At 65.5% G+C, this 12173-nt stretch carries 12 protein-coding genes; all 12 read right to left on the reverse strand.

The genetic code is table 11. From position 1 onward, the window contains the following. Nucleotides 1-44: 44 nt before the first annotated feature. The 12 genes from CH339_RS20545 to CH339_RS20600 all read right to left on the reverse strand — a co-directional run bounded on the left by CH339_RS20545 (nt 45) and on the right by CH339_RS20600 (nt 12016). Entirely contained in the window at nt 45-2102 is a 2058-nt protein-coding gene (locus tag CH339_RS20545) for an acetyl-CoA carboxylase biotin carboxylase subunit (protein ID WP_111436243.1), read from the reverse strand. Between the two features lie 130 nt (nt 2103-2232). Then, nucleotides 2233-2925 carry a sulfotransferase family 2 domain-containing protein gene (locus CH339_RS20550; RefSeq protein ID WP_111436244.1) on the reverse strand — a complete coding sequence of 231 codons (693 nt, stop codon included), beginning with the start codon at nt 2923-2925 and terminating at the stop codon, nt 2233-2235. Between the two features lie 205 nt (nt 2926-3130). After that, nucleotides 3131-3808 (reverse strand): DUF4175 domain-containing protein, encoded by a 678-nt coding sequence (locus CH339_RS20555; protein ID WP_146610269.1) that lies wholly within the window; start codon nt 3806-3808, stop codon nt 3131-3133. Between the two features lie 415 nt (nt 3809-4223). After that, nucleotides 4224-5756, reverse strand: a complete 1533-nt coding sequence (locus tag CH339_RS20560) for an acyl-CoA carboxylase subunit beta (RefSeq protein ID WP_111436246.1) — start codon at nt 5754-5756, stop codon at nt 4224-4226. A 566-nt stretch (nt 5757-6322) separates the two neighbouring features. After that, on the reverse strand, nt 6323-7012 hold the full coding sequence (locus CH339_RS20565; protein ID WP_111436247.1) for a sulfotransferase family 2 domain-containing protein: 690 nt from the start codon (nt 7010-7012) through the stop codon (nt 6323-6325). A gap of 53 nt (nt 7013-7065) precedes the next feature. Continuing rightward, entirely contained in the window at nt 7066-7764 is a 699-nt protein-coding gene (locus tag CH339_RS20570) for a sulfotransferase family 2 domain-containing protein (protein ID WP_111436248.1), read from the reverse strand. Then, a complete protein-coding gene (locus tag CH339_RS20575) occupies nt 7761-8498 on the reverse strand; it encodes a sulfotransferase family 2 domain-containing protein (protein ID WP_111436249.1) in 738 nt (245 codons plus the stop codon). Before CH339_RS20575 ends, CH339_RS20570 begins: the two co-directional genes overlap by 4 nt. A 17-nt stretch (nt 8499-8515) precedes the next feature. Continuing rightward, on the reverse strand, nt 8516-9211 hold the full coding sequence (locus CH339_RS20580; RefSeq protein ID WP_111436250.1) for a sulfotransferase family 2 domain-containing protein: 696 nt from the start codon (nt 9209-9211) through the stop codon (nt 8516-8518). Beyond that, nucleotides 9208-10014, reverse strand: coding sequence for an ATP12 family chaperone protein (locus CH339_RS20585; RefSeq protein WP_245408187.1), 807 nt, complete (start codon nt 10012-10014; stop codon nt 9208-9210). The genes CH339_RS20580 and CH339_RS20585 overlap by 4 nt, the downstream gene beginning before the upstream one ends. Further along, nucleotides 9996-10673 carry an HAD-IA family hydrolase gene (locus CH339_RS20590; RefSeq protein ID WP_111436252.1) on the reverse strand — a complete coding sequence of 226 codons (678 nt, stop codon included), beginning with the start codon at nt 10671-10673 and terminating at the stop codon, nt 9996-9998. The genes CH339_RS20585 and CH339_RS20590 overlap by 19 nt, the downstream gene beginning before the upstream one ends. 8 nt (nt 10674-10681) lie before the next feature. After that, nucleotides 10682-10984: a hypothetical protein gene (locus CH339_RS20595; protein ID WP_111436253.1), complete on the reverse strand. Its 303-nt coding sequence runs from the start codon at nt 10982-10984 to the stop codon at nt 10682-10684. 24 nt (nt 10985-11008) lie between these two features. Beyond that, a complete protein-coding gene (locus CH339_RS20600) occupies nt 11009-12016 on the reverse strand; it encodes an RluA family pseudouridine synthase (RefSeq protein WP_111436254.1) in 1008 nt (335 codons plus the stop codon). Between the last annotated feature and the right edge of the window lie 157 nt (nt 12017-12173).

Genomic DNA, 12173 nt, shown 5'->3' on the forward strand with positions numbered 1-12173 from the left:
CCGCGAGCGAAGCGAGCCTGGCGCGAGACAAAAAACCAAAAACCTTATTCAAACTCCATGATCACCGCGTCCACGGCGAGGCTGTCGCCGGGCTCGCAGGTGATGTTGGAGACGATGAGGTCGCGCTCTGCGCGCAGCACGTTCTCCATCTTCATGGCTTCCACGATGGCCAGCGCCTCGCCCGCCTTGACCTCCTGGCCCTCCGTCACGTTGATGGAGACGACGAGGCCCGGCATCGGGCACAGCAGCATCTTGGAGGTGTCCGGCGGCAGCTTGATCGGCATGATGCGGTCGAGTTCGGCCGTCGTCGGGCTCATCACCCGGGCCGTCATGGCAAGGCCGCGCCAGGAGATGTTGTAGCCGTTCTGGACCGGGCGGACCTGCGCCGTCACATCGCGAGTCCCCACGGTGCCGACCCACAGAGCCTCGCCCGGCGCCCAATCGGAGCGCACGGTCATCGGCTTGACGTCCGCCTCGTCGAAGGTCAGGTCGACCTCGATCGGAACTGTCGGATAGCCTTCGACGATCCTGACCGCCACGTAGTCCTTCTCGTGGTGCTTGGAGTGGTCGAGTTCGCGCACGTCGCGCTCCAGCGACACCACCCAGTCCTCGCGCACCCGGCCGGTGTGCGGGCGCAGGCGGCCCGGCAGATGGTCGAAGCGCTCCTTGTTGATGAGCTCCACCGACAGCGCCACGGCAGCCAGCACCTTTTCCGTCTCCGCCGTCGTCGGAATGCTGGCAAAGCCCTCCGGGTACTCCTCGGCGATGAAGCCGGTGGAGAGATTGCCCTCGGTCCAGCGCGGATGCTGCATCAGGCCGGACAGGAACGGGATGTTGTGCTCGATGCCGTCGATCAGATAGGCGTCGAGCGCATCGGCCTGGGCGTGGATGGCGCCGGCGCGGGTCGGCGCATGGGTGACCAGCTTGGCGATCATCGGGTCGTAGAACATGGAGATCTCGTCGCCCTCTTCCACGCCCGTGTCGACCCGCACGACGGAATCGTCGCTGCGCGTTTCCTCGGGCGGCCGGCAGCGCACCAAGCGGCCGATCGACGGCAGGAAGTTGCGATAGGGATCCTCGGCATAGACCCGGCTCTCCACCGCCCAGCCGTTGAGCACGACGTCGTCCTGGGTCAGCGTCAGCCTCTCGCCGTCGGCAATCCGGATCATCTGCTCGACGAGGTCGATGCCGGTGATCAGCTCGGTCACCGGGTGCTCCACCTGCAGGCGGGTGTTCATCTCCAGGAAGTAGAAGCTCTTGTCCTGGCCGGCGACGAACTCCACGGTGCCGGCCGAATCGTAACCGACGGCCTGGGCGAGCGCCACGGCCTGCGCGCCCATCCTGGCCCGCGTCTCCTCGTCGAGCAGCGGCGACGGCGCCTCCTCGACGACCTTCTGGTTACGGCGCTGGATCGAGCATTCGCGCTCGCCGAGATGGATGGCGTTGCCGTGCTTGTCGCCAAGCACCTGGATCTCGACGTGGCGCGGATTCTCGATGAACTTTTCAATGAAGACGCGATCGTCGCCGAAGGAGCTTGCCGCCTCGGATTTGGAGCGGGCAAAGCCGTCGTGCACCTCGTCGTCGGACCAGGCAACGCGCATGCCCTTGCCGCCGCCGCCGGCCGACGCCTTGATCATCACCGGATAGCCGATCTCCTTGGCGATCTTCACGGCCTCTTCCGGCGAGCCGATGACGCCGAGATAGCCGGGCACGGTGGAAACGCCGGCCTCGGCCGCCACCTTCTTGGATTCGATCTTGTCGCCCATCGCCTTGATGGCGTCGGGATGCGGGCCGATGAAGACGATGCCGGCCGCCTTCAGCATCTCCGGAAAGCTCGCCCGCTCCGACAGGAAGCCGTAGCCGGGATGGACGGCCTCGGCCCCCGTCTGCTTGCAGGCGGCGAGGATCTTGTCGGCAACGAGATAGGATTCGGCGGCGGCCGCCGGGCCGATATGGACGGCCTCGTCGGCCATCTCCACGTGCAGCGCGTCCTTGTCCGCCTCGGAATGGACGGCGACCGTCTTGATGCCCATCGTCCGGCAGGTCTTGATGATCCGGCAGGCGATCTCGCCGCGATTGGCAATCAGGATCTTGTCGAACATGGACGTCCCATCCCTTTTTTAAAGCAATTGGTTTTCATGCGTTTTAAGGGGTCGCAGAGACCTCGGCAACTCAGTCCTTTGACCAAGGCCGGCAACACGCACGATCGAAGGGTCGCAACCGCAAAGCGCGTCAGAACAGGTAGCCGAAGGCCTCGATCTCGCGCCGGTACCAGCCGCCGACCATGGTGCGGGTGTGCTCGGTGTAATAGCTGCGATAGTCGTCTTCCCGCGCGCCGGAAACGTTGCTGACCGGCAGCGACACCCGGCCGGAAAGCCCGATGGCGTCGAGCACGGCGGCGAAGTCCTCGGCAAGGATCTCGTAGCGGCCGACGAAGTCGAGCGCGATGGTATCGTCGATGGAATAAAGGTCGAAATTTTCCACATAAGAGCGCTTCGGATTGCGCAAGAAGTCCTCGAAGGACGGCCGCGCCTCCCTCGACTTGGTCTTGTAATAGTACCACGAGACCTGCCGGTCCCAGGGATTGCGCTCGAAACTGAACTTGTAATAGCTGTTCCAGATCGCCTCGCCCACATAGGCGCGCACCCGCCAGGCCGGCATGTGCTCGTAAAAGCCGACGCTCGGATGATAGGCCCGTTCCGGGCGGCCCAGGAGCCGTTTCACCAGCGGGCGCTTCGGCACCAGGGGATGGTCGAGCCGCCAGTTCTGGGCCCGTTCATCCTTCCTCACCTTCATCAAGGCCTTGGAGGCCGGCGTGATGACGTCGTCCGGACCGCAGACCTCGCTGAGCGCGGCCTCGATGGAGGTCGAGGCGGTCTTGTAGGTCTTGATGTAGATGAAGCGGTGTTCGTGCGACAGGATCATCGCGGGAGAGTCCGATTGGCCAAGGCCGCTGGAGAGGCATCAGGGACGCGCCGCCTCACCGGAGGCGGAAGCGCAAGGCCCCTCGTCTACCCCCTCGCCCGGTCGGCCGCAACCGGAAGGGCGGCCGCAGGTCCCGGTTGCGACCCCGTGTCGTCGTTCCGTGTCGTTGTGGTCGGCAGGTTTTTCGACGCCGCAGATAGCGCCCCTACCAGGGCATGAACGAATTCATGAACGACATCGGCCGCGAGACCGACTGGTTCATCACCGCCATGTCGTGGCGCATGCGCCCCATATCCGCGGTCATGTAGCTCATCTTGCCGTTCATCTGCACCAGCTCCTGGCGGATCTGGGTCATCTCCTTGAGATTCTCCATCTTCTTGTTCATGGAGACCATCTGCTCGTAGAGCGGGCGCATGGTATCGAGATTGGCCATCTGGCCGCTCATCCTGTCGGTATGGCCGGCCATCGCCGAGACCCGGATCGTCATCGCGTCCATGGTCCTGGTCATCTCTTCCATGGATTTGGCGAGTTCGGTCATGTGGACACCCATCTTGGGGTCGAACCGCTCGGCGATCTGACGGATGTCGTGGGTCAGGCTGTAGATGAGGAAGAAGCCGTAGGCGAGCAGGACGACGAGGCACAGAAGGGCCGGATAGGCGATGAACTCCCAGCGTCTGGCGCTGCGCTCGAACGAAGAGACGAACCGGTCGAGCGCATGGACGGGCATGGTCACCGTGCGGCAGGGATCGTCGCCGGCCTCGCCGGAGGCTGCCCCGGGAGGGGTCTCCGTCGCAACATCGGCGACAGCCGGATCGGCCGCCGCAATCTCCGCATCGCCGCCGTTCGCCGGAACATCGGTGCCGGTGGTGCTCTTTTTCGCCATGGCCTTGCGTCCTTCCCCAAGCCGGAAACCGTCCGCACCCCGGCCTGTTGCCGGCGTCCGCGTTCCGTTGTCGTTGTCAGCATGGCCCCGGCCTGTTTCCGGCCGTTGATCTGTGGCAATGCAGGAAGCCGCGCGATGGATGGCATCCGGATTGTCGGACCTGCCCTCCCGGCACGGCACGGCGCCGTCACGGGCGCCCGCCGGCTCGATGCGCACGGCAGGGGCGCCGGGGTCCGGCACCACCATGAATTATCATATAAGAAAATGTCTATCTGTTCAGCAAGAATCAGCGGCATCCGGACGCACTGTTGCAGGGCGTTGCAAGCACACCCGCCGCAAATGCGAGATTCCGAAAATCGCGAACAGCCGAAATGCCTTGCGGCGACGTCCTGAAGCGCCGCCGCCGGCCGACCCCTTAGAGCGGGATGTTGTCGTGCTTCTTCCAGGGGTTTTCCAGCGTCTTGTCGCGTAAGAGCCGGAGCGAGCGCGAGAGCCGCTGCCGCGTCGAATGCGGCATGATCACCTCGTCGATATAGCCGCGTTCGGCGGCAACGAACGGGTTGGCGAAGCGGTCCTCATAGAGCTTGGTGCGGGCGGCGATCTTGTCCTTGTCGCCGAGTTCGGAGCGATAGAGGATCTCCACCGCGCCCTTGGCACCCATCACCGCGATCTCCGCCGTCGGCCAGGCATAGTTGACGTCGCCGCGCAGGTGCTTCGACGACATCACGTCATAGGCGCCGCCATAGGCCTTGCGGGTGATGACGGTGATCTTCGGTACCGTGCATTCGGCAAAGGCGAACAGCAGCTTGGCGCCATGCTTGATGAGACCGCCATATTCCTGGGCGGTCCCGGGCAAAAAGCCCGGCACGTCGACGAAGGTGACGATCGGGATGTTGAAGCAGTCGCAGAAGCGCACGAACCGCGCCGCCTTGCGGCTGGCGTCGGAATCGAGCACGCCGGCAAGCACCATCGGCTGGTTGGCGACGAAGCCGACGGTCCGCCCCTCGATGCGCCCGAAGCCGACCACCATGTTCTTGGCGAAATTCTCCTGGATCTCGAAGAAGTCCGCTTCGTCGACGACCTTCAGGATCAACTCCTTCATGTCGTAGGGCTTGTTGGGATTGTTCGGGATCAGGGTGTCGAGGGAATGGTCGCGCCGGTCCGGATCGTCATAGGAGACGATCTCCGGGATCTCGCCCATATTGTTCATGGGCAGGAAGTTGATCAGCCGGCGCATCTGCTGCAGGGCGGCGAGATCGTTGTCGTAGCCGCCGTCGGAGATCGACGACTTGGTGGTGTGGATCGAGGCGCCGCCGAGTTCCTCCGCCGTCACCGTCTCGTTGGTGACGGTCTTCACCACGTCCGGCCCGGTGACGAACATGTAGCTGGTGTCGCGGACCATGAAGATGAAGTCGGTCATCGCCGGCGAATAGACGTCGCCGCCCGCGCACGGGCCCATGATGACGGAAATCTGCGGGATGACGCCGGAGGCCAGCACGTTGCGCTGGAACACCTCGCCATAGCCGCCAAGCGCCGCCACGCCCTCCTGGATGCGCGCGCCGCCGGCATCGAACAGGCCGATGATCGGCGCCCGGTTCTTCAGCGCCATGTCCTGGATCTTGGTGATCTTGTGGGCGTGGGCCTCCGACAGTGAGCCGCCGAAGACGGTGAAGTCCTTGGCAAAGACGTAGACCGTGCGGCCGTTGATGGTGCCGGACCCGGTGACGACGCCGTCGCCGGGGATGGTCGACTCGTCCATGCCGAAATCGGTGCAGCGGTGCTGCACGAACATGTCGACTTCTTCGAAGGAGTCCGGATCGAGGAGGACGCCGATGCGCTCGCGGGCGGTCAGCTTGCCGCGGGCGTGCTGCGCGTCGATCCGCTTCTGGCCGCCGCCGATACGCGCCACAGCGCGCCGTTTTTCAAGTTCCGCGAGGATCTCCTTCATCGAGGCGCCCTATCCCTTTGTTTTGCTGTGTTTGGGAGTTCTTTAGCACACGGCAAAGGGGCGCAAAAGCGGGCCGAGCGCTTTGCCGGCTTCGCCTTTGGTCGGGGATCGGAGGCAGGAGTCGCGGTTTTCCGGCATAGGGCGGCGGTCGGGGCGGGCATCTTTCGAAACACCGACTGATGCCGAACGACCGGGCGATGAAGACGCGTATCTGTCCGCCCACCTCCAGCTCTCTCAGGCGTCATTGCCGTGCTTGACACGGCAATCCATGAGGCCTTTCGGAACATTCTGTTGGCACCGCATGGACTGCCAGGTCAAGCTCGGAAATCCATAGGGCCTGTCATTTCAAACCGTTAGGCTGAAATTTGCCGCACTTCATCATGGACCACCGGGTCAAGCCCGGTGGTGACGCGGAGTGGGTGGGTGCCGGAGCGCGAAGGCCACAAGCCGGATCAGCGTGGCGGCAACCAACGGGCATTGACGACCTTCGGTCCTGCATGTGTGGAGGATATGGAAGACGCGGCTTTCCCACCCGCGCAAGGGTCGGCGGTCAATGCCCGTTGCACCTAGAAAGTGAACCCGAACGCCTCGATCTCGCGCTTGTACCATTTCGCCACCATCTCCCGCGTCTCGTCGGTGTAGTGCTGGCGGTAGTCGCGCTCGGCCCGGTGGCCGGTCTTGGCACCAGGGATTTCGTCGGGCGGCTCCAGCCCGAGCCGGTCGAAGATGCGGTCGAGCCCGGCCTGCATATCGTGATAGAGGATGACGTCGTCGGCGACGATCTTGTTGTTGATCGAATAGATGTCGAAATTCCTGAGCCGCACACGGCGATCTTCGGAGTGCATGTAGTCGGTGAAGCTCGGGCGCTCTTTCAGGTTTCGCGTGCGCCAGAAATAGATCGAGACCTGCCGGTCCCAGGGATTGCGCTCGATGGAAAACTTGAAATAGCCGTCCCAGATATCCCGGCCGAGATAGCGCCGCATCGGCCGCGCCGGCATGTGGGCGTAGTAGCCGGTCCAGCGCACGCCGGGGTTCTTGCCCTTCAGCGATTTGATCTTGCCGCGCAGCGGCCATTGCCACCACGGCCATTTGTAATTTCGCGGCCCGTGGTCGGGCCGCAGCGCCTCGTCTTCCGGCATTAAGGGCGTGACGATGTCCTCCGGCCCGCAGTAGCGCGAGAACAGCACCTCCATGCTGGAGCCGGCGGTCTTGTAGGTCTTGAGGAAGATGAAGCGGTGGCGGTGCGAGACGATCATGATGGAATCGTGTTCTGGGGCCCGGACGAAGGGGCCTTTATGACAGAGGCATGTCAGAACCGATAGCCGAAGGCCGCGATTTCGTCGCGGTACCAGCCGGCGACGATGTCGCGGGTCTTGTCGGTGTAGTGGTCGCGGTAGTCGCCGCGGTCGGTGCGGGTCCCGCTCTTGGTCGCCGGCAGTGCGGGCGGGTCCTGGATGCCGAGCCGGTGGAAGACCTCCGCGAGATCGTCCTGCAATTGTTCGTAACGGATGACGAAATCGACCGCCGGCCGGCCGGCAAGGCTGTAGATCGCAAAGTTGTCGACCTTCTTGCGCCAGCGCGGCGAGGTGATGAACGTCTCGAATGTCGGCCGCTTGTCCGCGTCCGGATAGCGCCAGTAGTAGAGCGAGACCTGACGGTCCCAGGGATTGCGCTCCACGGAAATCTTGAAATAGCTGCGCCAGATGCGCGGGCCCGTGAGCCGCAGGACCTCGCGCGCCGGAACGTGGTTGAAATAGCCGCGGCCGCGGGTGTGCTGGCCGAGCAGGCGGCCGAGGATCCGCTCCGGCCGGTTGATGCGCATGCCCGGCGCCAGCCAGTTCTGGGCGTTCGGCCCCGGCAGGCTCTCGCGCATCGCCTCGTCGCGCGGACTGACCCGCGTGAGGATGTCCTTTTCCCCGCAGATCTGCGACAGCGCCAGCTCGATGCTGGTGCCCGCCGTCTTGCGGGTCTTCAGGAAAATGAAGCGGTGCTCGTGGGACAGGATCATGCGCCGGCCTCCGCCGGTTCTGCTTGCGTCATGGCCGCAACGCCGTCGAAGCGGTAGCCGAAGGCGGCGATTTCTCTTGCGTACCAGTCCCCGACCAGTGCCCGCGTCTCGTCGTCATAGTGGCTCTGGTAGTTTTCTTTCCTGGGCCGCGCCTTGGCCTTGGCGTGCGGCAGTTCCGGCGGATTGGCGATTCCGATCCGTGCCATCGCCGCGTCGAAATCGGCGGAAAGGGTCTCGTAGCGCAGCACCTGATCGACGACGATTTTCCCGTCGATACCGTAGATGCGGAAATTGTCGATGCGCGCCTTGGCACCCGGATCAGTGAGCCAGGTTTTAAAGTCCGGCCGGGTCTTCGGGTCCCGGCAGCGGTAATAGTAGTAGGAGACCTGTCGGTCCCAGGGATTGCGCTCGATGGAAAACTTGAAATAGCGGTCCCAGGCGCCGCGCCCGATCAGCCGCCGCGCCGGCCGGGCCGGCATGTGGTTGGCATAGACCGCCCCGAGCGCCCGGGCATTGCCGCCGAGCGCCAGGCGCAGCCGCAAGGAAAGCGGCAGCGTGCCGCGATCCGGCTCGGTGTTCTGCGGCCCCCGCCCCTCTCGCAGCTTCTCGTCACGGCCCAGCCAGGTGATGACGTCGTCCGGCCCGCAGATCGTCGACAGCGCCAGTTCGACGCTCGTCCCGCCGGTCTTGCGGGTCTTCAGGAAGATGAACTCGTGGGCGTGGGAGACGATCATGGGATGCGGGCCAGCGCCTAGAATGTGTAGCCGAAGGCGGCGATCTCGCGGGCGTAGATCCTGCCCACGGCCTCGCGCGTCTCGTCGGTGTAGAAGCTGCGATAGTCCCCGGAGCCCTCGGGCCGGACTCCCGTCTTGGCATGCGGCAACACCGGCGGATCGGCAATGCCGAGGTCGCCGACGAACGCCGAAAAGTCCTCCGACAGCCGCTCGTAGCGCATGACGACGTCGGCGACGATCCGGCTCTTCAGGCTGTAGATCTCGAAATTGTTGACGGGTTTGCGCCATTTGTCGGTCAGCACGAATTCCTCGAAGGACGGCCGCCTGTCGGCCTTCTTGTAGAGCCAGAAATAGTAGGAGACCTCCCGGTCCCAGGGGTTCCGCTCGACGGACACCTTGCGGTAGGCGTCGAACGTCTTTGCGCCCGCCCGGTTCCGCACCTGCTCGGCCGTCATGTGATTCCAATAGCAGAGCCCGGCATGGCGGTCGTCGGCGCCCCAGAGCTTCTTGAAGCGCCAGAACCACGGCCGCAGACCCGGCGCAATGTCGTAGTTTCGCGGCACGTGGCCGGCATTCCTCACGTCGACCTTGCCGGCAATGGGGGTCACCACGTCGTCCGGCCCGCAGACCTGCGACAGCGCCAGTTCCACGCTGGTGCCGGCGGTCTTCTTGGTCTTCAGGAAAATGAAGCGGTGCCGGTGGGAGAGGATCATTCGTCAGCCGCTCCAGGCCGCATCGCCTCGACGACGAGGACCGCGGCATCGAACTCCGCCGCACGATGGGCGCGGCGCTCCAGCGCCTCCTCGTCGCGGCCCCAGAGCTGCATGTTCCAGTCCTCGTCCACATGGGCCGCGTGCCAGGCGTCCGCGCCGGAAAGCTCGCCATGCCAGAGGGCGAGCGCAAGGAGCGCCGAGCCGGTCAGCGTCGTTGCCACGTGGAGCGCAGCGAGCGGCAGCGGTTCGACGGCTTCAAGGCTGTCGCGGATGACAGTCAGCATCTCCGCGTTCTGGTCCACATGGATGACACCCTCGGCGAGCGTGAAGCGGCCTGAATAGCGCCGCTCCGCCGAGGCGATCACCGGGTTCCAGACGAGGTTCTGGCGCTCCACCAGCTCGCGCGGATTGCCGGCCCGATAGATCAGAAGATCGTCGCCGGCATAGCGGGCGATCTCGCCGCGCACGGCATCGGCTTCGCGCGCGACGGCATCGAGGGCGGAATTGGCGAGCCGCGTCAGCGGCATCCTGCCCGGATCGATCACCGTCTCCTGCGCCGCCCATTCGGCCGCGATGGCCGCCGCAATCGCCCCATGCGGCACCACCAGCTTGCTGCCGGCGGGCGTGCGGATCGGCCGGCCGTCCAGCACCACGGCGTGGCCGCCCTCCTCGGCGAGCGTTCCGGCCTCCTTGTAGAAGCGCTTCGGCAGGTCGCGCCGGACGTGGGCGCGGGTCTTTTCGACCGGGTCCTCGCCATGCTGCGGCAGGTCGAAGAGATCGCGCATCAGGCCACCCTTTCCCATGCGAAAAGATCCGAGACGGCCGGCAGCAGGGCGGCGTAGCGGTCGATGATGGTCTCCGCGCCGCCCTCCGCCAGCCGGTCGATCGGATGGTAGCCCCAGGAAACGCCAATCGCCCGGGCGCCGGCGGCGCGCGCCATCGCCATGTCGAAGCCGGTGTCGCCGACGACGACCGTGTTCTGCGGCTCCGCGCCGGTCTCGGCCATGGCGTTGAGGATCATGCCCGGATGGGGCTTCGACGGCGCATCGTCGGCGGTCTGGATCGAGGCGAACCGGCCGGTCAGCCCGTGGGCGGCAAGCACCGCATCGACACCGCGCCGCGCCTTGCCGGTGGCGATCCCCAGGAGCACGTCGTCGCGGGCCGACAGCGCATCGATCGCCTCCCGGGCGCCGTCGAACATCGGCTCGTGATAGGTCCTGTCGGTGCGCAGCCGATAGAACGCGTCCTTGTAGGAAGCGGCGAGCGCGGAGACCGGCGCGTCCGGCGTCTTGCGCGTCAGCACCGAGAACGCCTCGTTGAGCGACAGGCCGACGATGGACAGCGCCACCTCGCGCGGCGGCACGCGCAGGCCGTTGGCAGTAAACGCCTCGCTCAATGCGGCAAAGATCATGTCCTGCGAATCGACCAGGGTGCCGTCGCAGTCAAAGACGATGAGATACATGGCCTTACTCAATTCTCGTCCCGGTTCGGCGCGTCTTGGGGAACGCCGTCGCCGGGCAGGTCTTGGTCGTGGTCCCGCTCAAGGCGCCGGAGCCGGTCCTCGTGATCGGCAACGCGCGCTTCAAGGAGATCGTTGGAGCGCCTCAGTTCCGCGGCGAGTTCCGAGAGCGCTGCCGCCGTTGCATCGTTGCCGCGCGGCCGGAGCATCTTCGAGGCCCCGCGCCGCGACACCATAAAGGCCCCGGCAAGCGCCGTCACGGCCACCACCAGGGCAACGAAGATCGTCACCGAATAGCCGGCGCCCTCCATCATCGTCCCCTCGCCCGAACCGTGCCCTCAGCGCCCATCGTTCCCCTCCAATTCCGCCTCCGCATCGTAGTCCGCCAGATCGAGGCCGAGGAGATTGAAGGACTGCGCCATGTGCGGCGGCAGCGGCGCGGTGACGTCGATGGTCCCGCCGGAAGGATGCGGCATGACGATCCGGTGGGCAAAGAGGTGCAGCCGGTTCTGGATGCCGCCGGGCAGCTCCCAGTTCTCGACCTGGAAATATTTCGGATCGCCGACGATCGGATGGCCGATATGGGCGGTGTGGGCGCGGAGCTGGTGGGTGCGGCCGGTGACCGGCTTCAGCATCAGCCAGGAAAGTTTTTGGCCGACCTGGTCGACGACGGAATAGAAGCTGACGGCGTGGCTCGCCCCGTCCGCGCCGTGGCGGCTGATCCGCATGCGGTCGCCCTCCGGCCCCTCCTCCTTCGCAAGGTAGGTGGAGATGCGCCCGCTGGACGGCCGCGGCACACCGGCAACGAGCGCCCAATAGACCTTGTTGGTGTCGCGCGAGCGGAACGCCGTGGAAAGGTCGCGGGCGGCCTTGCGCGTCTTGGCGATGACGAGGACGCCGGCCGTGTCCCGGTCGAGCCGGTGGACGAGGCGCGGCTTCTGGCCCTGGCGGTCGCGCATGCTGTCGAGCATCTTGTCGACATGGGTGGAGAGCCCCGAGCCGCCCTGGACGGCAAGGCCGGCCGGCTTGTTCAGCACCATGACGTCGCGGTCTTCATAGAGCGTGATCGACTTCAGATACGCCGCATCGTCGCCCGTCGGCTTGCGGGGCGCCTTGGTCGGCGGCGGCGCGGCCGCGGCATCGCCGATGGGCGGCACGCGCACGGACTGGCCGGCGGCGAGCCGCGTCGAGGTCTTGGCCCGCCCGCCGTCGACGCGCACCTGTCCGGTGCGCACGAGCTTCTGGAGCTGCGCGAAACCGATGCCGGGATAATGCGTCTTGAACCAGCGGTCGAGGCGCATGCCGGCCTCGTCGCCGCTGACGGACACGAAGTCGATGCCTGCCATGTCGTTTCGTCTCGATTGTCGCCGCAAGCGATATCGCGCCAAAGCCCTTTCGGCAAGGACGTGGGAGCTGTCGGCACAATGAAAAGGGCGGCGGCCAGCAGTAAGGCCCTTCGCTAGACGCCGGACCCTCTCCGGCGCAGTGTCCGAAACGAACAAG

Source organism: Rhodobium orientis (genome assembly GCF_003258835.1).
GTDB classification, from domain to species: domain Bacteria; phylum Pseudomonadota; class Alphaproteobacteria; order Rhizobiales; family Rhodobiaceae; genus Rhodobium; species Rhodobium orientis.

Bases quoted from the DNA above. Each gene is read 5' to 3' on its own strand.
- CH339_RS20555 (WP_146610269.1), bottom strand. From the start codon at position 3,808: ATGGCGAAAAAGAGCACCACCGGCACCGATGTTCCGGCGAACGGCGGC.
- CH339_RS20600 (WP_111436254.1), bottom strand. From the start codon at position 12,016: ATGGCAGGCATCGACTTCGTGTCCGTCAGCGGCGACGAGGCCGGCATG.
- CH339_RS20580 (WP_111436250.1), bottom strand. From the start codon at position 9,211: ATGATCCTCTCCCACCGGCACCGCTTCATTTTCCTGAAGACCAAGAAG.
- CH339_RS20595 (WP_111436253.1), bottom strand. From the start codon at position 10,984: ATGATGGAGGGCGCCGGCTATTCGGTGACGATCTTCGTTGCCCTGGTG.
- CH339_RS20565 (WP_111436247.1), bottom strand. From the start codon at position 7,012: ATGATCGTCTCGCACCGCCACCGCTTCATCTTCCTCAAGACCTACAAG.
- CH339_RS20575 (WP_111436249.1), bottom strand. From the start codon at position 8,498: ATGATCGTCTCCCACGCCCACGAGTTCATCTTCCTGAAGACCCGCAAG.
- CH339_RS20550 (WP_111436244.1), bottom strand. From the start codon at position 2,925: ATGATCCTGTCGCACGAACACCGCTTCATCTACATCAAGACCTACAAG.
- CH339_RS20545 (WP_111436243.1), bottom strand. From the start codon at position 2,102: ATGTTCGACAAGATCCTGATTGCCAATCGCGGCGAGATCGCCTGCCGG.
- CH339_RS20560 (WP_111436246.1), bottom strand. From the start codon at position 5,756: ATGAAGGAGATCCTCGCGGAACTTGAAAAACGGCGCGCTGTGGCGCGT.
- CH339_RS20570 (WP_111436248.1), bottom strand. From the start codon at position 7,764: ATGATCCTGTCCCACGAGCACCGCTTCATTTTCCTGAAGACCCGCAAG.
- CH339_RS20585 (WP_245408187.1), bottom strand. From the start codon at position 10,014: ATGGGAAAGGGTGGCCTGATGCGCGATCTCTTCGACCTGCCGCAGCAT.
- CH339_RS20590 (WP_111436252.1), bottom strand. From the start codon at position 10,673: ATGTATCTCATCGTCTTTGACTGCGACGGCACCCTGGTCGATTCGCAG.